Source organism: Lysinibacillus sp. RU7, from assembly GCF_057837305.1.
This window is the reverse complement of record NZ_JBYQFK010000007.1, coordinates 15,967-32,306: the sequence shown is the minus strand read 5'-3', so window position 1 is coordinate 32,306 and position 16,340 is coordinate 15,967. Positions and strand designations below refer to the sequence as shown.

Below are 16,340 nucleotides of genomic sequence, written 5' to 3'. Positions count from 1 at the left end.
GGCTGAGTTTTTGTTTTAGATAAAACGGGCAATGTCTTCTAAAGGTAAACGGGAAGAACCATATGCTGGTGCAGCCGCTTTACCAATGGCGATGAGTACGATAGGAAATTGATTTTCAGGTAATTCAAAACGCTCAGCAAATTTTACTTTATCAAAACCGCCCATTGTTACTGTATCAAGGCCTTTTTCTTTAGCAATCAGCATGAGTTGCATTGAAATTAATCCTGCATCAAAAGTTGCAATGTTTTTTCTGATTTCGAATGGTGCAGAAGGGTACATGCGGAGCGAATTCGTAATCATCATATTTTTCTGTTCTTCTCCCATATGACCTTCAGCTACATTTTGTGTGTAAATCTTTTCAACATTTTTATACATGTCAGCATCCCCTAAAACGGCAATTACTGCTGCAGATGTTTCAATTTGCTCTTGATTGTTAGCAATTTCGCGAAGTTCTTTTTTTATAGCCTCATCTTGGATCACAAGAAATCTCCATGGTTGAAGATTACTTGAAGATGGTGCACTAGTTGCTTTCGTAATAATTTCTGCCAGTTCTGCTTGTGTCATTTTAAAAGCAGGGTCGTATTTACGAACAGATTTTCTTTCTTCCATGATTGTATATAGATTTGATGCTGTTGTTGTTAACATAATAATTCCTCCTAAAACTTACTTAAGGTAAGTTGTTGAATAGAATATTACCATTAGTAAGTTAGTGCGTCAAACAAAAAAAGTTTCTATGTTATAATAAGAGAAATTGCAATCACAGACGGGAGGTTATTAGATGACTCAACCGAATTGTACACATAAATGTAGTAGCTATCATCAAGCGATAGAATTTATAGGGAAACGATGGATGGGCATGATTGTATATACCTTATTACCAGGACCCAAAAGGTACCACGAAATTCACGCCATGATCCCAGGAATTTCAGATCGTTTATTAACAGAACGTCTAAATGAGCTTGTAGATACAGGTTTAGTCAATAAAAAATTGATAGACTCTTCTATTAAAAAAGTGGAATATGAGCTAACACCCAACGGCTTAGCGTTCAATGGAGTGATTCAGGCGATTTTACAATGGATTGATTTATGTGACTTTGACAAAACAACGAAGCAATCATAATAAAAAACTGGTTAGATGCGATAACCGGTTTTTTGTTTTTAGATAAGTAAACGATTTCCTACTAGGCAAAGAAAAGCCGTCAATTTTTTAAATTGGCGGTTTTTCTAGTGGGAAGGAAAGTATCCGGTTGAATACATCCATATAATCTTCCTATTTAATATAAACGTCTCTGTTTAAAGTAAAGAGAATTTATATACGCTTAGTATTCTGAATATTTTATCTACAGCACTTTGCTCCCTTTTGGGTTGCTTTCGCTTTGATACTCTTATATACTAGGTAACGGCTCAAAAAGAGCGAATGCATATAAAGATATAATGTTATAGATGATAAAAAAAGAATTTTGCTAAAACACTTGCGAACTTCTTTTTTATTGTATATAATGTTGAATGTTGGTCTTTGACTGCGATGAAGCGAGAGGTTGCCGACACACCCGGCCGCTTTGCCATGGCGAGTGTGTGGGAAATTTTCGTGGAGAATGTCTAGAAAATAGGCGAGAAGGAGGGAAAATTATGGCAAAACAAAAGATTCGTATTCGTTTAAAAGCGTATGATCACCGTATCCTTGATCAATCTGCTGAAAAAATCGTAGAAACAGCTAAACGTTCAGGTGCTAGCGTGTCAGGTCCGATTCCGTTACCAACTGAAAAGTCTGTGTACACAATCCTACGTGCTGTTCACAAGTACAAAGATTCTCGTGAGCAATTCGAAATGCGTACGCATAAACGTCTAATCGATATCGTTAACCCAACACCACAAACTGTTGATGCGTTAATGAAACTTGACTTACCATCTGGCGTTGATATCGAAATCAAACTTTAATGGTAAAAACAAATATAACTTTTCAAAATTTATAGGAGGTGTGACGAATGGCTAAAGGAATCTTAGGTAGAAAAATTGGCATGACTCAAGTTTTCGCTGAAAACGGCGATTTAATCCCAGTAACAGTAATCGAAGCTTCTGCAAACGTAGTTCTTCAAAAGAAAACTGTTGAAACTGACGGTTACGAAGCAATTCAAGTTGGTTTCGAAGACAAACGCGAAAAGCTTGCTAACAAACCAGCAAAAGGTCATGTAGCTAAAGCAAATACTGCTCCTAAGCGCTTCATTCGTGAGTTCCGCAACGTTAACGTGGCAGAATACGAAGTTGGTCAAGAAGTCAAAGTAGAAATTTTCGCAGAAGGCGATGTAGTTGATGTAACAGGTGTGACTAAAGGTAAAGGTTTCCAAGGTGCTATCAAGCGTCACGGACAATCTCGTGGTCCTATGTCTCACGGTTCTCGTTACCACCGTCGTGTTGGTTCAATGGGTCCTGTTGCTCCGAACCGCGTATTCAAACAAAAGAAATTACCTGGTCAAATGGGTGGTAATGTTGTAACAATCCAAAACCTTGAAATCGTTAAGGTTGATGCTGAACGCAACTTATTACTAGTTAAAGGTAATGTTCCTGGTTCTAAAAAAGCTCTTGTTGCAGTAAAAACTGCAGTAAAATCTAAATAATTCTCTGAAGAAAGGAGGACACAGGAATGACAAAGGTATCTGTACTTAGTCAAACAGGTGCTTCAGTTGGCGAAATCGAATTAAACGATGCGATCTTCGGAATCGAGCCAAACGAAGCAGTATTATTCGACGCAGTAATCGCTCAACGCGCTTCTCTACGTCAAGGTAATCACAAAGTTAAAAACCGTTCTGAAGTTGCTGGTGGTGGTCGTAAGCCATGGCGTCAAAAAGGAACTGGTCGTGCTCGTCAAGGTTCGATCCGCTCTCCACAATGGCGCGGTGGTGGTATCGTATTCGGTCCAACTCCACGTAGCTACTCTTACAAATTACCGAAGAAAGTTCGTCGCTTAGCTCTTAAATCAGCTTTATCAGCTAAAGTGTTAGAACAAAACTTCTTAGTTCTTGATGCATTAAACTTAGATGCACCAAAAACAAAAGATTTCGCTGCTATTTTAAAAGCATTAGAAATCAACAAAAAAGCGCTTTTCGTAACAGCTGAGCTTAACGAAAACGTAGCGTTATCTGCACGTAACATCCCTGGTGTTACTGTTTTAACTGCAGCTGGAATCAACGTTCTTGATCTTTTAGGTCACGAAAAAGTTGTATTCACTAAAGATGCAGTAACTAAAGTTGAGGAGGTGCTTGGATAATGGAAGCACGTGATATCATCAAACGTCCGGTCATTACTGAGCGTTCTTCTGAAATTATGGCAGAGAAAAAGTATACTTTCGAAGTAGACACTCGCGCTAACAAAACTCAAGTTAAAGATGCAATTGAAGAAATCTTCGGCGTTCAAGTTGAGAAAGTAAACATCATGAACTACAAAGGTAAATTCAAACGCGTTGGTAAATTTGGTGGTTACACTAACAAACGTCGTAAAGCGATTGTTAAATTAACTGCTGAGTCAAAAGAAATCGAATTATTCGAAATCTAATCCAGTTCGGGTTACATTGCACAATATAAAAGGAGGGAAAACACATGGCGATTAAAAAGTATAAACCAACATCAAATGGTCGTCGTAATATGACGTCATCTGACTTTGCTGAAATTACAACTAATAAGCCTGAAAAGTCTTTATTAGCACCAATCAAACGCAAAGCTGGTCGTAACAACCAAGGTAAAATTACTGTTCGTCATCATGGTGGTGGTCATAAGAAGCAATACCGCGTAATTGACTTCAAACGTCTTAAAGACGGCATTCCAGGACGCGTTGCTACTATCGAATATGATCCAAACCGCTCTGCGAATATCGCATTAATTAACTACGCTGACGGTGAAAAACGTTACATCTTAGCTCCGAAAGGTCTTGAAGTAGGTCAAACGATTTACTCTGGTCCAGAGGCTGACATTAAAGTAGGTAACGCATTACCATTAGCAAACATTCCAATGGGTACAACAGTACACAACATCGAGTTAAAACCTGGTAAAGGTGGACAATTAGTACGTTCTGCTGGTACTTCTGCACAAGTACTTGGTCGTGAAGGTAAATACGTAATCGTTCGTCTTCAATCTGGTGAAGTTCGCTTAGTATTAGCTACTTGCCGTGCTACAATTGGTCAAGTTGGTAACGAGCAACACGAACTTATTAACATCGGTAAAGCAGGTCGCTCTCGTTGGTTAGGTAAACGCCCAACTGTACGTGGTTCTGTAATGAACCCTAACGATCACCCACACGGTGGTGGTGAAGGACGTTCTCCAATCGGACGTAAATCTCCAATGACACCATGGGGTAAACCAGCTCTTGGTTATAAAACACGCAAAAAGAAAAATAAAACTTCTAAGTTTATTATTCGTAGTCGTAAAAAATAATGTGGTTAAACTACGGTTCGCACGGAGAGCCGTGGTGGAATCACGGAGGGAGGTTCCTAAATGGGTCGCAGCTTAAAGAAAGGACCTTTTGTCGATGACCACCTAATGAAAAAGGTGGAAGCGCAAGAGGCTTCTGAGAAAAAACAAGTGATTAAAACTTGGTCTCGCCGTTCTACTATCTTCCCGAACTTCATCGGTTTAACGATCGCTGTATACGACGGACGTAAACACGTACCTGTATACATCACTGAAGATATGGTAGGTCATAAGCTTGGTGAGTTCGCACCGACACGTGCTTATAAAGGTCACGGTGCAGATGACAAGAAAACAAGACGCTAATTTTGAGAGGAGGTAAATCCTAATGACACAAGCTAAAGCTATCGCTCGTACAGTTCGTATCGCTCCTCGTAAAGTACGTCTAGTTGTAGACTTAATCCGAGGTAAGCAAGTTGGTGAAGCAGTTGCAATTTTACGTCATACTCCAAAAGCGGCGTCTCCAGTCGTTGAGAAAGTATTAAAATCTGCAGTTGCTAACGCCGAACACAACTATGAGTTAGATATTAACAACCTAGTTGTTTCTGAAGTTTTTGTTGACGAAGGTCCAACATTAAAACGTTTCCGTCCACGTGCTCAAGGACGTGCAAGCGCAATTAACAAACGCACAAGCCACATTACTGTAGTGGTATCTGAGAAGAAGGAGGTTTAATCCGTGGGTCAAAAAGTACATCCAATAGGACTACGCGTTGGTGTTATTCGTGACTGGGAGTCAAAATGGTACGCTGAAAAAGACTATGCTGATCTTTTACACGAAGACATCAAAGTTCGTAAATATATCGAGACTTCACTGAAAGATGCATCTGTATCTAAAGTTGAAATCGAACGCGCTGCAAACCGCGTAAACATCACAATTCACACTGCGAAACCAGGTATGGTAATCGGTAAAGGCGGTACGGAAGTTGAAAACTTACGTAAATACTTATCTGATTTAACTGGCAAGCGTGTACACATCAACATCGTTGAAATCAAAAAAGCGGATTTAGATGCTCGTTTAGTAGCTGAAAATATCGCTCGTCAACTTGAGAACCGCGTATCATTCCGCCGTGCTCAAAAGCAAGCAATCCAACGCTCAATGCGCGCTGGTGCAAAAGGTATCAAAACTCAAGTATCTGGTCGTTTAGGTGGCGCTGATATCGCGCGTGCTGAACACTATTCTGAAGGAACTGTTCCACTTCATACTTTACGTGCTGACATCGACTATGCACACGCTGAAGCTGATACTACTTATGGTAAGTTAGGTGTTAAAGTATGGATCTACCGTGGTGAAGTCCTTCCGACTAAGAAGAACTCTGAGGAAGGAGGCAAATAATTATGTTATTACCTAAACGCGTTAAATATCGTCGTGAACACCGTGGTAACATGCGTGGTGAAGCGAAAGGCGGTAAAGAAGTAGTTTTCGGTGAGTGGGGCTTACAAGCTACTACAGCATCTTGGATTACAAACCGTCAAATCGAATCTGCCCGTATTGCTATGACACGTTACATGAAACGTGGCGGTAAAGTTTGGATTAAAATCTTCCCGCATAAGCCTTACACTAAAAAGCCTCTAGAAGTCCGCATGGGTTCTGGTAAAGGTTCTCCTGAAGGCTGGGTAGCAGTAGTAAAACCAGGAAAAGTAATGTTCGAAATCGCTGGCGTATCTGAAGAAATCGCACGCGAAGCACTTCGTTTAGCATCACACAAACTTCCTGTTAAATGTAAGATCGTAAAACGTCAAGAAACTGGTGGTGAATCTAATGAAAGCTAATGAAATCCGTGACCTTGCCACTTCTGAAATTGAATTAAAAGTGAAATCACTGAAAGAAGAGCTTTTCAACCTTCGCTTCCAATTGGCGACTGGTCAATTAGAAAACACAGCTCGCATTCGTGAAGTTCGTAAAGCGATTGCGCGTATGAAAACTGTGATTCGTGAAAGAGAAATCAGTGCACAATAAAACTGATAAAGGAGGTTTTCAGGCATGACTGAGCGTAATCAACGCAAAGTTTACACTGGCCGTGTTGTTTCTGACAAAATGGACAAAACAGTTACTGTTCTTGTTGAAACATATAAGAAGCACAAATTATACGGTAAGCGTGTAAAGTACTCTAAAAAGTTTAAAGCTCATGATGAGTTAAACACAGCGAAAATCGGTGATATCGTACGTATCATGGAAACTCGCCCGCTATCAGCTACTAAACGTTTCCGCGTAGTGGAAGTTGTAGAAAAAGCGGTTATTATCTAATAACTATTTCGGAAATAAACCAAATTCCGGAGGGAGGTAACCTAAGTGATCCAACAAGAAAGTCGTATGAAAGTTGCTGACAACTCAGGTGCACGTGAAGTATTAACAATTAAAGTACTTGGTGGTTCTGGACGTAAAACTGCTAACATCGGCGATATCGTCGTATGTACAGTTAAGAAAGCAACACCAGGTGGCGTTGTCAAGAAAGGTGACGTTGTTAAGGCTGTTATCGTTCGCACAAAATCGGGTGTACGTCGTAAAGACGGTACTTATATCAAGTTTGACGAGAACGCTTGCGTAATCATCAAAGATGATAAGTCTCCACGCGGAACTCGTATTTTCGGACCTGTTGCACGTGAATTACGTGATAGCAACTTCATGAAGATCGTTTCTCTAGCTCCAGAAGTTCTTTAATTTCATGACAGTACCAATCAAGGAGGTGCGACACATAATGCATGTTAAAAAGGGCGACAAAGTAAAAGTAATTACTGGTAAAGATAAAGGTAAAGAGGGCGTTATCTTAGCTGCTTATCCTAAACAAGACCGCGTTCTTGTTGAAGGTGTAAACATCGTTAAGAAACACGTTAAACCTAACCAACTTAACCCACAAGGTGGTATTGTATCTCAAGAAGCTGCAATCCACGTTTCGAACGTAATGCTAATCGATCCAAAATCTGGCGAGCCGACTCGTGTAGGTTACAAAATCGAAAACGGCAAAAAAGTTCGTGTTGCAAAAAAATCCGGTGTAGTAATCGACTAATAGTAAACCATGAAGGGAGGTAAAACTACATGAGCCGCCTTAAAGAAAAATATTTAAATGAAGTTTCTCCAGCTCTTATGAGCAAATTCGGTTATAAATCAGTTATGCAATTGCCAAAAGTTGAGAAAATCGTAATCAACATGGGTGTTGGTGACGCAGTTCAAAACTCTAAAGCTCTAGATGCAGCTGTTGAAGAATTAACAATTATCACTGGTCAAAAACCAGTAGTAACTAAAGCGAAAAAATCGATCGCAGGTTTCCGTTTACGTGAAGGTATGCCTATCGGTGCTAAAGTTACATTACGCGGTGAGCGTATGTATGAATTCTTGGATAAATTAATCGCTATCGCACTTCCACGTGTACGTGACTTCCGTGGTGTTTCTAAAAAAGCATTCGATGGTCGCGGTAACTACACTTTAGGTGTGAAAGAGCAACTAATTTTCCCTGAAATCGATTACGATAAAGTTTCGAAAGTACGCGGTATGGACATCGTGATCGTAACGACTGCGAATTCTGATGAAGAAGCTCGCGAGTTATTGACACAATTCGGTATGCCGTTCCAAAAGTAATTAAAACAAGGAGGGCGAAAACGTGGCTAAAAAATCAATGATCGTTAAACAACAACGTAAGCAAAAGTTTAAAGTTCAAGAATATACACGCTGTGAACGCTGTGGTCGTCCACATTCTGTATACCGCAAATTTAAACTTTGCCGTATTTGTTTCCGTGAACTTGCATATAAGGGACAAATTCCTGGCGTTAAAAAAGCCAGCTGGTAATCCCCTAATTTGGGAAGGAGGTAAATTTTCATGACAATGACTGATCCGATTGCAGATATGCTTACTCGCATCCGTAATGCGAACATGGTTCGTCACGAGAAGTTAGAGGTTCCGGCTTCTAACCTTAAAAAACAAATCGCTGAAATCTTAAAGCGTGAAGGTTTCATCCGTGACGTAGAGTACGTAGAAGACAACAAGCAAGGTATCATCCGTATCTTCTTAAAATACGGTAAGGATAACGAGCGCGTTATCACTGGCTTAAAACGTATTTCTAAACCAGGTTTACGTGTATACGCTAAAACTGATGAAGTGCCAAAAGTATTAAACGGTCTTGGTATCGCTTTAGTATCAACTTCACAAGGTTTATTAACTGACAAAGAAGCTCGCGCTAAAAAAGTTGGCGGAGAAATCTTAGCATACGTTTGGTAATTAGCAACAAAAAGAATGGAGGTGCAACTAAATGTCTCGCGTAGGTAAAAAACTTATCGAGGTACCTGCAGGTGTAACTATTGCGGTCGCTGCTGATAACACAGTTACAGTGAAAGGTCCTAAAGGCGAATTAACTCGTCAATTCCATCAAGATATGAAAATCGAGCAAGAAGGCAACATCGTTACTGTTGTTCGTCCTTCTGAGTCTAAAGAACACCGTACAAACCACGGTACAACTCGTGCGTTACTAGCTAACATGGTAACTGGTGTTTCTGAAGGTTTCACACGCTCTCTAGAACTTATCGGTGTTGGTTACCGTGCTCAATTACAAGGTAAAAAGCTTGTACTGAACGTAGGTTACTCTCATCCAGTAGAGTTCACACCAGAAGAAGGCTTAGAGATCGAAGTTCCTTCAAACACGAAAATTATCGTAAAAGGTATTTCTAAAGAACGCGTTGGTGCATTAGCATCTAACATTCGTGACGTTCGTCCACCAGAGCCATACAAAGGTAAAGGTATCCGTTACGAAGGCGAATTCGTTCGTCGTAAAGAAGGTAAAACAGGTAAATAATGCTGCATAAGCATTAGAAAGGAGTGACCTCTATGATTACGAAACAAGATAAAAATCAAGTTCGTAAGAAACGTCATGGGCGTGTTCGTGCTAAAATCTCTGGTACTGCTGTACGTCCTCGTTTAAACGTATTCCGTTCAAACAAGAACATTTATGCACAACTTATCGATGACGTAGCTGGCGTAACTTTAGTTTCTGCTAACACTCAAGAAAAAGAATTCGAGGGTGCTGGTTCAAACGTAGAAGCAGCTGCGAAAATCGGTGAAATCATCGCAAAACGCGCTGTTGAAAAAAATATTACTACTGTGGTATTTGACCGTGGTGGTTACTTATATCATGGACGTGTAAAAGCTTTAGCTGAAGCTGCACGTGAAAACGGCTTAGAATTTTAATAAGAAGGAGGGACATACTTCATGAGTCGCATTGACGCAAACAAATTAGAACTTGAAGAACGCGTAGTTACAATTAACCGTGTTGCTAAAGTTGTTAAAGGTGGTCGTCGCTTCCGCTTCACTGCATTAGTTGTAGTTGGAGATAAAAACGGTCATGTAGGTTTCGGTACTGGTAAAGCGCAAGAGGTACCAGACGCAATCCGCAAAGCTGTTGAAGACGCGAAGAAAAACTTAATCGAAGTACCACGCGTAGGTGGAACTACTCCACACTTAGTGCAAGGTCGCTTCGGTGCAGGTTCAATCTTAATTAAACCTGCAGCTCCTGGTACAGGAGTTATCGCTGGTGGTCCAGTACGTGCCGTACTAGAACTTGCTGGTATTACTGATATTCTTTCAAAATCTCTAGGTTCAAACACACCAATCAATATGGTGCGTGCAACTGTAGCAGGTTTAGCTGAATTAAAACGCGCAGAGGACGTTGCAAAGCTACGCGGTAAATCAGTGGAAGAATTATTAGGATAAGGGGGGAATTATAATGGCTAAATTACAAATCACCCTTACTAAATCTGTTATCGGTTCTAAACCGGCACAGCGTAAAACGATTGAAGCTTTAGGCTTACGTAAAACAAACCAAACTGTTGAACAAGCTGACAATGCAGCTATTCGCGGTATGTTAACAAAAGTAGCTCACTTAGTTACTGTAAAAGAAATTTAATTTCAACAACATTGAACAAGGAGGTGCCACCTATAATGAAACTTCATGAGTTAAAACCAGCAGAAGGATCTCGTAAAGAGCGTAACCGTGTTGGTCGTGGTATCGGTTCTGGTAACGGTAAAACTGCAGGTAAAGGTCATAAAGGTCAAAACGCTCGTTCAGGCGGCGGCGTTCGCCCAGGATTTGAGGGGGGTCAAAACCCACTTTTCCGTCGTTTACCGAAACGCGGCTTTACGAACATCAACCGTAAAGAGTATGCTATCGTTAACCTTGATGCATTAAACCGTTTCGAAGATGGTGCAGAAGTAACACCTGCATTATTATTAGAAACTGGTGTAGTGAGCAACGAGAAAGCAGGCATTAAAGTTTTAGGTAACGGAACTTTAAATGTGAAGCTTACTGTAAAAGCTCACAAGTTCTCAGCTTCTGCTAAAGAAGCAATCGAGAATGCTGGCGGAACAACTGAGGTGATTTAATGTTTCAGACGATCTCTAACTTTATGCGCGTTCGAGATATACGAAATAAAATCATCTTCACACTTTTAATGTTAATCGTTTTTCGTATCGGGACATTTATCCCGGTACCAAACGTTGACGCAAATGTATTAAAGGCGACTGACGAGTTTAATCTTGTTGGCTTCCTCAATACATTTGGCGGTGGTGCACTGTCTAACTTCTCTATCTTTGCGATGGGGATTATGCCGTACATTACAGCCTCAATCATTGTTCAGTTATTGCAAATGGACGTTGTACCAAAGTTTGCAGAGTGGGCAAAGCAAGGTGAAGTAGGGCGACGTAAACTCGCGCAATTCACTCGTTACTTTACGATCGTGCTTGGCTTTATTCAATCATTTGCGATGTCGTTTGGTTTCAACCAATTCTACGGTGGATCATTGATTACAGATACAAGCATTGGATCTTATTTAACAATTGCCATTGTACTGACAGCTGGGACAGCATTCCTTCTGTGGTTAGCTGAACAAATTACTGCGTATGGTGTTGGTAATGGTATTTCCATTATTATCTTCGCTGGTATTGCCGCCGCGATTCCAAACGCAGTGAACCAAGTATATGCACAACAAATTGAAGGTGCTGGTGAACAGTTATTCATTAACATTGCCATTTTAGCTCTTTTAGTTTTAGTGCTATTAGCTATTATTGTAGGGGTCATTTACGTACAACAAGCATTACGTAAAATCCCGATTCAATATGCAAAACGAGTTGCCGGTCGTGGTCAGGCGGTTGGTGGACAACAAACGCACTTACCGTTAAAAGTAAATGCTGCAGGGGTTATTCCGGTAATCTTCTCAGTAGCGTTCCTTGTAACACCTCAAACGCTTGCTACATTCTTTGGTCAAAATAGTGTAACGACTTGGATTACAAATAATCTGCAGTATACACATCCTGTTGGTTTTATAGTCTATGTTACGCTGATCATTGCATTCACATACTTCTATGCATTCATTCAAGTGAATCCTGAAAATGTGGCTGACAACTTGAAAAAACAAGGCGCATACATTCCAGGCATTCGTCCAGGGAATGATACGCAAACTTATTTAACAAAAGTTCTTTACCGTTTAACTTTCGTAGGGGCAATTTTCCTTGTTGTCATCTCAGCTATTCCGATTCTATTTATTAACTTTATGAACCTTCCTGCTTCAGTGCAGATTGGTGGTACGAGTTTAATTATCGTAGTTGGTGTAGCGTTAGAGACAATGAAACAACTAGAATCGCAACTAGTGAAACGTCATTATAAAGGCTTTATGAAATAATGCAGGTTTAGGGAAACGTCTTTGTTTCCTTAACCAGCTATCACAGTAGATAAGTTTTGTTACAGGGGGAGAAATTACGTATGAATATCGTTTTAATGGGTCTACCTGGTGCAGGTAAAGGTACTCAGGCAGAGAAAATTGTTGAGAAGTACGCAATCCCTCATATTTCTACAGGCGATATGTTTCGTGCTGCAATTAAAGAAGGCACAGAACTAGGCTTACAAGCTAAATCGTTTATGGATCAAGGACAATTAGTTCCAGATGAAGTAACGATTGGTATCGTTCGTGAGCGACTTTCACAAGCGGATTGTGAAAAAGGATTCTTATTAGATGGATTCCCACGTACAGTTCCGCAAGCAGAAGCACTAGATCACATTTTAGAAGAGCTTGGTCGTCCGGTTGAGCATACAATCAACATCCAAGTAGAAAAAGATGAACTAGTAGCACGCCTAAGTGGTCGTCGTATTTGTAAATCTTGTGGTGCATCTTATCACCTTGTTTTCAATCCTCCAAAAGAGGAAGGAAAATGTGATAAAGATGGCGGTGAGCTTTACACACGTGCAGATGATAATCCTGAAACGGTAACAAACCGTCTGGAAGTAAATATGAATCAAGCACAACCTTTACTTGATTTTTATCAAGCGAAAGGCGTTTTAACGAATATTGATGGACAGCAGGATATTGAAAAAGTATTCGCTGATCTTGACGCTCTATTACAGGGCATCCGCAGCTGATACCTGACCGGGCGCTAGATACGCTTCTGCGTAAGGTCAAAAGCGGAGGCAACAGGAAAACAATTTTTTGAGAGTTGCAAAAGCATATTGTGCCCGGTATATATCTTTATAGACGAAATTGAGCGCTACGGCGTGTGGACACTTCAGAAAAAAGGTATAATGGGTTTCGTGGAAGCATCTGTGTAAATGGGTGGGGGTAGTCCATCCTAGACATTCCGGCTATCGTATGAACATAAGGAAGACAGTTCCTTAACCGGACCTGTTCTATTCCGTGGATTGTGTGAAGCGAAACCAGACGAGCGTCTTTCAAACATCTCTCATACAATCCGGACATATGTTAATGGGTTGCTTCTTACTAGAAGAAAACAGTTGCTTTGATTCTCAGGGGAATCAGAAATTGCATATAGAAGGGAGCTAAGGGTTGATGGCGAAAGACGATGTAATTGAAGTCGAAGGGACAGTTGTTGAGACTTTGCCAAACGCGATGTTTAAGGTAGAATTAGAAAATGGGCACACGGTGCTTGCACACGTTTCTGGAAAGATTCGTATGCACTTTATTCGTATCCTACCTGGAGATAAGGTTACTATTGAGTTATCTCCTTATGATTTAACTCGCGGTCGTATCACATACCGTTTTAAATAATCTTTTGCACTCCGGACTATTAAGGAGGTTAGGTTAGATGAAAGTGAGACCATCTGTGAAACCGATCTGCGAAAAATGTAAAGTAATTCGCCGACGCGGTAAAGTAATGGTAATCTGTGAAAATCCTAAACACAAACAAAAACAAGGGTAATATTTAAGGAGGTGCACAACGTACATGGCACGTATTGCTGGTGTTGACATTCCTCGCGACAAACGCGTGGTAATTTCATTAACTTACATTTACGGTATTGGTAAAACGACTTCTCAAAAAGTATTAGCGGCAGCTGGTATTGACGAAAATATCCGCGTACGCGATCTTTCAGAAGATCAATTAAACCAAATCCGTGAACAATTAGACACATATAAAACTGAAGGTGATTTACGCCGTGAAATTTCATTAAACATCAAACGTTTAATGGAGATCGCTTCATTCCGTGGTATCCGTCACCGTCGTGGTTTACCAGTTCGTGGTCAAAATACGAAGAACAACGCGCGTACGCGTAAAGGTCCTCGTAAGACTGTAGCGAACAAGAAAAAATAATTAAGTAAAGGAGGTTCCTTCTTAACATGGCTCGTAAACAACAAACTCGTAAACGTCGTGTGAAAAAGAATATCGAAGCTGGTATCGCACACATTCGTTCTACATTCAACAATACAATCGTAACGATTACAGATATGCAAGGTAACGCTGTTTCTTGGTCTTCAGCTGGTGCACTTGGTTTCCGTGGTTCACGTAAATCAACTCCATTTGCTGCTCAAATGGCTGCAGAAACTGCTGCGAAAGCATCCCTTGAACATGGTCTGAAAACGTTGGAAGTAACTGTTAAAGGTCCTGGTGCAGGTCGTGAAGCTGCTATCCGTGCACTTCAAGCTGCTGGTCTAGAAGTAACTGCAATTAAAGACGTTACACCAGTTCCTCATAACGGTTGCCGTCCGCCAAAACGTCGTCGCGTGTAGTGGGTGCAACTTAAGGATATTCCTTAGGTAACATCATTTCTTGTGCAAAAGTCTTGTGCAATTTTGAAAGGTCAGTATTTGACCGGATACTATGATGGTATAACCTATACATTCGATGTTTTGAAGGAGGGTAAATTGAAATGATCGAAATTGAAAAACCAAAGATTGAAACGATCAGCGATGATGCCAAGCATGGTAAATTTGTTGTAGAACCGTTAGAACGCGGATATGGAAACACTTTGGGTAATTCACTACGTCGTATCCTTCTATCTTCATTACCAGGGGCGGCTGTAACATCAGTGCAAATTGATGGCGTATTACACGAATTCTCTACTGTAGAAGGTGTAGTAGAAGATGTTGCTTCAATCATTTTAAACATCAAAAAGCTTGCTTTAAAAATCTACTCTGACGAAGAAAAAGTCATTGAGATTGATGTAAAAGGTGAAGGCGTAGTTACTGCTGCTGACATTACACATGACAGTGATGTAGAAATTTTAAATCCAGATCTATATATTGCAACAATTGCTAAAAACGGTCATCTACGTATGCGTATGTATGCGCAACGAGGTCGTGGTTACACTCCTGCTGATCAAAACAAACGTGAGGATCTTCCTATCGGCGTGATCCCGATCGACTCTATTTACACTCCAGTTTCACGCGTCAACTTCCAAGTGGAGAACACTCGCGTTGGACAGAACTCTGACTACGATAAGTTATCACTTGATGTGTGGACAGATGGTAGCATCGGTCCAAAAGAGGCGATTTCGCTTGGAGCGAAAATCTTAACAGAGCATTTAAACATTTTCGTAGGCATGACGAATGAAGCGCAAACTGCTGAAATCATGGTCGAAAAAGAAGAAGATCAAAAAGAAAAAGTTTTAGAGATGACTATCGAAGAACTAGATCTTTCTGTTCGTTCTTACAACTGTTTAAAGCGTGCGGGTATCAATACGGTACTAGAGCTTGCTAATAAATCAGAAGACGACATGATGAAAGTTCGCAACCTTGGTCGCAAGTCTTTAGAAGAAGTTAAAGCGAAGTTAGAAGAGCTTGGTTTAGGATTACGTAAAGAAGACTAAGCACATTTTACAATATATAAGCTAGATCAGAGATATTTATAAAGGAGGGAAACATCCATGGGTTACAGAAAACTTGGCCGTACAAGTTCTCAACGTAAAGCGATGTTACGTGACTTAGCTACTGACTTAATCATCAATGAGCGCATCGAAACGACTGAAGCTCGCGCGAAGGAAGTTCGTAAAGCTGTTGAAAAAATGATTACTTTAGGTAAACGCGGAGATTTACATGCTCGTCGTCAAGCGGCTGCATTCATCCGTCGTGAGTTAGTAACGAAAACTGATGAAGAAGGTAACGAAACAACTTCATTCGCACTTCAAAAGTTATTTGATGAGGTTGCTCCACGTTACGCTGAGCGTCAAGGTGGCTATACTCGCATCCTTAAAGTAGGTCCTCGTCGTGGAGACGGCGCACCTGTAGTTGTGATTGAATTAGTTTAATCGTAAACTTGGGTTAGGGGGTGCCTAGTTCACCTGTTGAACGGCACTCCCTTTTTTAAATAAAAGATTTATACGACAATAAATAAGCTGAGCGTTACGATGAGCGGTGGATTTTCCAGGCGTCTCGTCTAGCTCTCGCACCTCATTCACAAAGAATAAGCGGAAATGAGCAGCCGTCTTGTTCGATTTAATGTAGTGATAAGCGCATTTCTCTGAATGAGGTGCGCGCTTTTTTATTCTTTAAAAAGTGCAGCTTAATACATATATAAAAATAAAGTACGTTTTAGACAAACGTGCTTTATTTTTATATATGAACCGTACCGGGATATAGTTTTCTGAAAAAAGGTAGCAAACATATATAAAAAAGTGTAA

The 16,340-nt window shown here is 40.5% G+C and carries 31 protein-coding genes; 30 read left to right on the top strand and 1 reads right to left on the bottom strand.

The window, feature by feature from the left end; genetic code table 11:
* Positions 1–15: 15 nt before the first annotated feature.
* Positions 16–645, bottom strand: a complete 630-nt coding sequence (locus tag AC3II9_RS06940; protein WP_489154281.1) for a nitroreductase family protein — start codon at positions 643–645, stop codon at positions 16–18.
* A 133-nt stretch (positions 646–778) separates the two neighbouring features.
* Here AC3II9_RS06940 and AC3II9_RS06935 point away from each other — a divergent pair, with 133 nt between their 5' ends.
* The 30 genes from AC3II9_RS06935 to rplQ all read left to right on the top strand — a co-directional run bounded on the left by AC3II9_RS06935 (position 779) and on the right by rplQ (position 15,968).
* Positions 779–1,120 (top strand): winged helix-turn-helix transcriptional regulator, encoded by a 342-nt coding sequence (locus tag AC3II9_RS06935; protein WP_489154279.1) that lies wholly within the window; start codon positions 779–781, stop codon positions 1,118–1,120.
* Between the two features lie 509 nt (positions 1,121–1,629).
* The gene (gene rpsJ, locus AC3II9_RS06930; protein ID WP_004233624.1) at positions 1,630–1,938 is read left to right on the top strand and encodes a 30S ribosomal protein S10; all 309 of its coding nucleotides are present in this window, start codon (positions 1,630–1,632) and stop codon (positions 1,936–1,938) included.
* A gap of 47 nt (positions 1,939–1,985) precedes the next feature.
* Complete coding sequence (gene rplC, locus AC3II9_RS06925) at positions 1,986–2,615, top strand: 50S ribosomal protein L3 (RefSeq protein ID WP_391374313.1); 630 nt, start codon at positions 1,986–1,988, stop codon at positions 2,613–2,615.
* Between the two features lie 26 nt (positions 2,616–2,641).
* Positions 2,642–3,265, top strand: a complete 624-nt coding sequence (rplD, locus tag AC3II9_RS06920; protein ID WP_431028431.1) for a 50S ribosomal protein L4 — start codon at positions 2,642–2,644, stop codon at positions 3,263–3,265.
* Positions 3,265–3,549 (top strand): 50S ribosomal protein L23, encoded by a 285-nt coding sequence (gene rplW / locus AC3II9_RS06915; protein ID WP_391374307.1) that lies wholly within the window; start codon positions 3,265–3,267, stop codon positions 3,547–3,549. The genes rplD and rplW overlap by 1 nt, the downstream gene beginning before the upstream one ends.
* A 44-nt stretch (positions 3,550–3,593) precedes the next feature.
* The gene (gene rplB / locus AC3II9_RS06910; protein WP_391374304.1) at positions 3,594–4,424 is read left to right on the top strand and encodes a 50S ribosomal protein L2; all 831 of its coding nucleotides are present in this window, start codon (positions 3,594–3,596) and stop codon (positions 4,422–4,424) included.
* Between the two features lie 60 nt (positions 4,425–4,484).
* Entirely contained in the window at positions 4,485–4,763 is a 279-nt protein-coding gene (gene rpsS / locus AC3II9_RS06905) for a 30S ribosomal protein S19 (RefSeq protein ID WP_391374302.1), read from the top strand.
* A gap of 22 nt (positions 4,764–4,785) precedes the next feature.
* Positions 4,786–5,130, top strand: coding sequence for a 50S ribosomal protein L22 (gene rplV, locus AC3II9_RS06900; protein ID WP_391374299.1), 345 nt, complete (start codon positions 4,786–4,788; stop codon positions 5,128–5,130).
* A gap of 3 nt (positions 5,131–5,133) precedes the next feature.
* Positions 5,134–5,790, top strand: coding sequence for a 30S ribosomal protein S3 (gene rpsC, locus AC3II9_RS06895; protein ID WP_391374298.1), 657 nt, complete (start codon positions 5,134–5,136; stop codon positions 5,788–5,790).
* A 2-nt stretch (positions 5,791–5,792) separates the two neighbouring features.
* Entirely contained in the window at positions 5,793–6,227 is a 435-nt protein-coding gene (rplP, locus tag AC3II9_RS06890; protein WP_391374294.1) for a 50S ribosomal protein L16, read from the top strand.
* Entirely contained in the window at positions 6,217–6,414 is a 198-nt protein-coding gene (rpmC, locus tag AC3II9_RS06885; RefSeq protein ID WP_042478642.1) for a 50S ribosomal protein L29, read from the top strand. Before rplP ends, rpmC begins: the two co-directional genes overlap by 11 nt.
* 24 nt (positions 6,415–6,438) lie before the next feature.
* Complete coding sequence (gene rpsQ, locus AC3II9_RS06880; protein WP_391374291.1) at positions 6,439–6,702, top strand: 30S ribosomal protein S17; 264 nt, start codon at positions 6,439–6,441, stop codon at positions 6,700–6,702.
* Positions 6,703–6,747: 45 nt separating this feature from the next.
* Positions 6,748–7,116, top strand: coding sequence for a 50S ribosomal protein L14 (gene rplN, locus AC3II9_RS06875; RefSeq protein WP_042478646.1), 369 nt, complete (start codon positions 6,748–6,750; stop codon positions 7,114–7,116).
* A 37-nt stretch (positions 7,117–7,153) separates the two neighbouring features.
* On the top strand, positions 7,154–7,462 hold the full coding sequence (rplX, locus tag AC3II9_RS06870) for a 50S ribosomal protein L24 (RefSeq protein WP_431028427.1): 309 nt from the start codon (positions 7,154–7,156) through the stop codon (positions 7,460–7,462).
* Between the two features lie 29 nt (positions 7,463–7,491).
* Positions 7,492–8,031, top strand: coding sequence for a 50S ribosomal protein L5 (gene rplE, locus AC3II9_RS06865; RefSeq protein WP_391374284.1), 540 nt, complete (start codon positions 7,492–7,494; stop codon positions 8,029–8,031).
* A 22-nt stretch (positions 8,032–8,053) separates the two neighbouring features.
* Positions 8,054–8,239 carry a type Z 30S ribosomal protein S14 gene (locus AC3II9_RS06860; protein WP_004233656.1) on the top strand — a complete coding sequence of 62 codons (186 nt, stop codon included), beginning with the start codon at positions 8,054–8,056 and terminating at the stop codon, positions 8,237–8,239.
* A 30-nt stretch (positions 8,240–8,269) separates the two neighbouring features.
* A complete protein-coding gene (gene rpsH, locus AC3II9_RS06855) occupies positions 8,270–8,668 on the top strand; it encodes a 30S ribosomal protein S8 (RefSeq protein WP_391374281.1) in 399 nt (132 codons plus the stop codon).
* Between the two features lie 31 nt (positions 8,669–8,699).
* Positions 8,700–9,239 (top strand): 50S ribosomal protein L6, encoded by a 540-nt coding sequence (gene rplF, locus AC3II9_RS06850; protein ID WP_391374278.1) that lies wholly within the window; start codon positions 8,700–8,702, stop codon positions 9,237–9,239.
* A gap of 32 nt (positions 9,240–9,271) precedes the next feature.
* Positions 9,272–9,631 (top strand): 50S ribosomal protein L18, encoded by a 360-nt coding sequence (gene rplR, locus AC3II9_RS06845; protein ID WP_431028425.1) that lies wholly within the window; start codon positions 9,272–9,274, stop codon positions 9,629–9,631.
* Between the two features lie 21 nt (positions 9,632–9,652).
* Entirely contained in the window at positions 9,653–10,153 is a 501-nt protein-coding gene (gene rpsE, locus AC3II9_RS06840) for a 30S ribosomal protein S5 (protein ID WP_391374273.1), read from the top strand.
* A 10-nt stretch (positions 10,154–10,163) separates the two neighbouring features.
* Positions 10,164–10,346, top strand: coding sequence for a 50S ribosomal protein L30 (gene rpmD, locus AC3II9_RS06835; RefSeq protein WP_425325067.1), 183 nt, complete (start codon positions 10,164–10,166; stop codon positions 10,344–10,346).
* Between the two features lie 35 nt (positions 10,347–10,381).
* On the top strand, positions 10,382–10,822 hold the full coding sequence (gene rplO, locus AC3II9_RS06830) for a 50S ribosomal protein L15 (protein WP_036151926.1): 441 nt from the start codon (positions 10,382–10,384) through the stop codon (positions 10,820–10,822).
* Positions 10,822–12,117: a preprotein translocase subunit SecY gene (gene secY, locus AC3II9_RS06825; protein ID WP_489154277.1), complete on the top strand. Its 1,296-nt coding sequence runs from the start codon at positions 10,822–10,824 to the stop codon at positions 12,115–12,117. Before rplO ends, secY begins: the two co-directional genes overlap by 1 nt.
* An 80-nt stretch (positions 12,118–12,197) precedes the next feature.
* A complete protein-coding gene (locus tag AC3II9_RS06820) occupies positions 12,198–12,851 on the top strand; it encodes an adenylate kinase (RefSeq protein WP_391374264.1) in 654 nt (217 codons plus the stop codon).
* 424 nt (positions 12,852–13,275) lie between these two features.
* Positions 13,276–13,494, top strand: coding sequence for a translation initiation factor IF-1 (gene infA, locus AC3II9_RS06815; RefSeq protein ID WP_016839390.1), 219 nt, complete (start codon positions 13,276–13,278; stop codon positions 13,492–13,494).
* 37 nt (positions 13,495–13,531) lie between these two features.
* Positions 13,532–13,645 carry a 50S ribosomal protein L36 gene (rpmJ, locus tag AC3II9_RS06810; protein WP_000868344.1) on the top strand — a complete coding sequence of 38 codons (114 nt, stop codon included), beginning with the start codon at positions 13,532–13,534 and terminating at the stop codon, positions 13,643–13,645.
* Between the two features lie 24 nt (positions 13,646–13,669).
* Positions 13,670–14,035: a 30S ribosomal protein S13 gene (rpsM, locus tag AC3II9_RS06805; RefSeq protein ID WP_391374258.1), complete on the top strand. Its 366-nt coding sequence runs from the start codon at positions 13,670–13,672 to the stop codon at positions 14,033–14,035.
* Positions 14,036–14,061: 26 nt separating this feature from the next.
* Positions 14,062–14,451 (top strand): 30S ribosomal protein S11, encoded by a 390-nt coding sequence (gene rpsK, locus AC3II9_RS06800; protein ID WP_053997247.1) that lies wholly within the window; start codon positions 14,062–14,064, stop codon positions 14,449–14,451.
* Between the two features lie 140 nt (positions 14,452–14,591).
* Positions 14,592–15,530, top strand: a complete 939-nt coding sequence (locus AC3II9_RS06795; protein WP_391374254.1) for a DNA-directed RNA polymerase subunit alpha — start codon at positions 14,592–14,594, stop codon at positions 15,528–15,530.
* A 57-nt stretch (positions 15,531–15,587) separates the two neighbouring features.
* On the top strand, positions 15,588–15,968 hold the full coding sequence (rplQ, locus tag AC3II9_RS06790) for a 50S ribosomal protein L17 (RefSeq protein WP_036151908.1): 381 nt from the start codon (positions 15,588–15,590) through the stop codon (positions 15,966–15,968).
* Positions 15,969–16,340: the final 372 nt, after the last annotated feature.

Excerpts from the sequence above, each read along its gene's own strand:
- AC3II9_RS06940 (WP_489154281.1), bottom strand. The coding sequence starts at position 645 with ATGTTAACAACAACAGCATCAAATCTATATACAATCATGGAAGAAAGA.
- AC3II9_RS06935 (WP_489154279.1), top strand. The coding sequence starts at position 779 with ATGACTCAACCGAATTGTACACATAAATGTAGTAGCTATCATCAAGCG.
- rpsJ (WP_004233624.1), top strand. The coding sequence starts at position 1,630 with ATGGCAAAACAAAAGATTCGTATTCGTTTAAAAGCGTATGATCACCGT.
- rplC (WP_391374313.1), top strand. The coding sequence starts at position 1,986 with ATGGCTAAAGGAATCTTAGGTAGAAAAATTGGCATGACTCAAGTTTTC.
- rplD (WP_431028431.1), top strand. The coding sequence starts at position 2,642 with ATGACAAAGGTATCTGTACTTAGTCAAACAGGTGCTTCAGTTGGCGAA.
- rplW (WP_391374307.1), top strand. The coding sequence starts at position 3,265 with ATGGAAGCACGTGATATCATCAAACGTCCGGTCATTACTGAGCGTTCT.
- rplB (WP_391374304.1), top strand. The coding sequence starts at position 3,594 with ATGGCGATTAAAAAGTATAAACCAACATCAAATGGTCGTCGTAATATG.
- rpsS (WP_391374302.1), top strand. The coding sequence starts at position 4,485 with ATGGGTCGCAGCTTAAAGAAAGGACCTTTTGTCGATGACCACCTAATG.
- rplV (WP_391374299.1), top strand. The coding sequence starts at position 4,786 with ATGACACAAGCTAAAGCTATCGCTCGTACAGTTCGTATCGCTCCTCGT.
- rplP (WP_391374294.1), top strand. The coding sequence starts at position 5,793 with ATGTTATTACCTAAACGCGTTAAATATCGTCGTGAACACCGTGGTAAC.
- rpmC (WP_042478642.1), top strand. The coding sequence starts at position 6,217 with ATGAAAGCTAATGAAATCCGTGACCTTGCCACTTCTGAAATTGAATTA.
- rpsQ (WP_391374291.1), top strand. The coding sequence starts at position 6,439 with ATGACTGAGCGTAATCAACGCAAAGTTTACACTGGCCGTGTTGTTTCT.
- rplX (WP_431028427.1), top strand. The coding sequence starts at position 7,154 with ATGCATGTTAAAAAGGGCGACAAAGTAAAAGTAATTACTGGTAAAGAT.
- rplE (WP_391374284.1), top strand. The coding sequence starts at position 7,492 with ATGAGCCGCCTTAAAGAAAAATATTTAAATGAAGTTTCTCCAGCTCTT.
- rpsH (WP_391374281.1), top strand. The coding sequence starts at position 8,270 with ATGACAATGACTGATCCGATTGCAGATATGCTTACTCGCATCCGTAAT.
- rplF (WP_391374278.1), top strand. The coding sequence starts at position 8,700 with ATGTCTCGCGTAGGTAAAAAACTTATCGAGGTACCTGCAGGTGTAACT.
- rplR (WP_431028425.1), top strand. The coding sequence starts at position 9,272 with ATGATTACGAAACAAGATAAAAATCAAGTTCGTAAGAAACGTCATGGG.
- rpsE (WP_391374273.1), top strand. The coding sequence starts at position 9,653 with ATGAGTCGCATTGACGCAAACAAATTAGAACTTGAAGAACGCGTAGTT.
- rplO (WP_036151926.1), top strand. The coding sequence starts at position 10,382 with ATGAAACTTCATGAGTTAAAACCAGCAGAAGGATCTCGTAAAGAGCGT.
- secY (WP_489154277.1), top strand. The coding sequence starts at position 10,822 with ATGTTTCAGACGATCTCTAACTTTATGCGCGTTCGAGATATACGAAAT.
- AC3II9_RS06820 (WP_391374264.1), top strand. The coding sequence starts at position 12,198 with ATGAATATCGTTTTAATGGGTCTACCTGGTGCAGGTAAAGGTACTCAG.
- infA (WP_016839390.1), top strand. The coding sequence starts at position 13,276 with ATGGCGAAAGACGATGTAATTGAAGTCGAAGGGACAGTTGTTGAGACT.
- rpmJ (WP_000868344.1), top strand. The coding sequence starts at position 13,532 with ATGAAAGTGAGACCATCTGTGAAACCGATCTGCGAAAAATGTAAAGTA.
- rpsM (WP_391374258.1), top strand. The coding sequence starts at position 13,670 with ATGGCACGTATTGCTGGTGTTGACATTCCTCGCGACAAACGCGTGGTA.
- rpsK (WP_053997247.1), top strand. The coding sequence starts at position 14,062 with ATGGCTCGTAAACAACAAACTCGTAAACGTCGTGTGAAAAAGAATATC.
- AC3II9_RS06795 (WP_391374254.1), top strand. The coding sequence starts at position 14,592 with ATGATCGAAATTGAAAAACCAAAGATTGAAACGATCAGCGATGATGCC.
- rplQ (WP_036151908.1), top strand. The coding sequence starts at position 15,588 with ATGGGTTACAGAAAACTTGGCCGTACAAGTTCTCAACGTAAAGCGATG.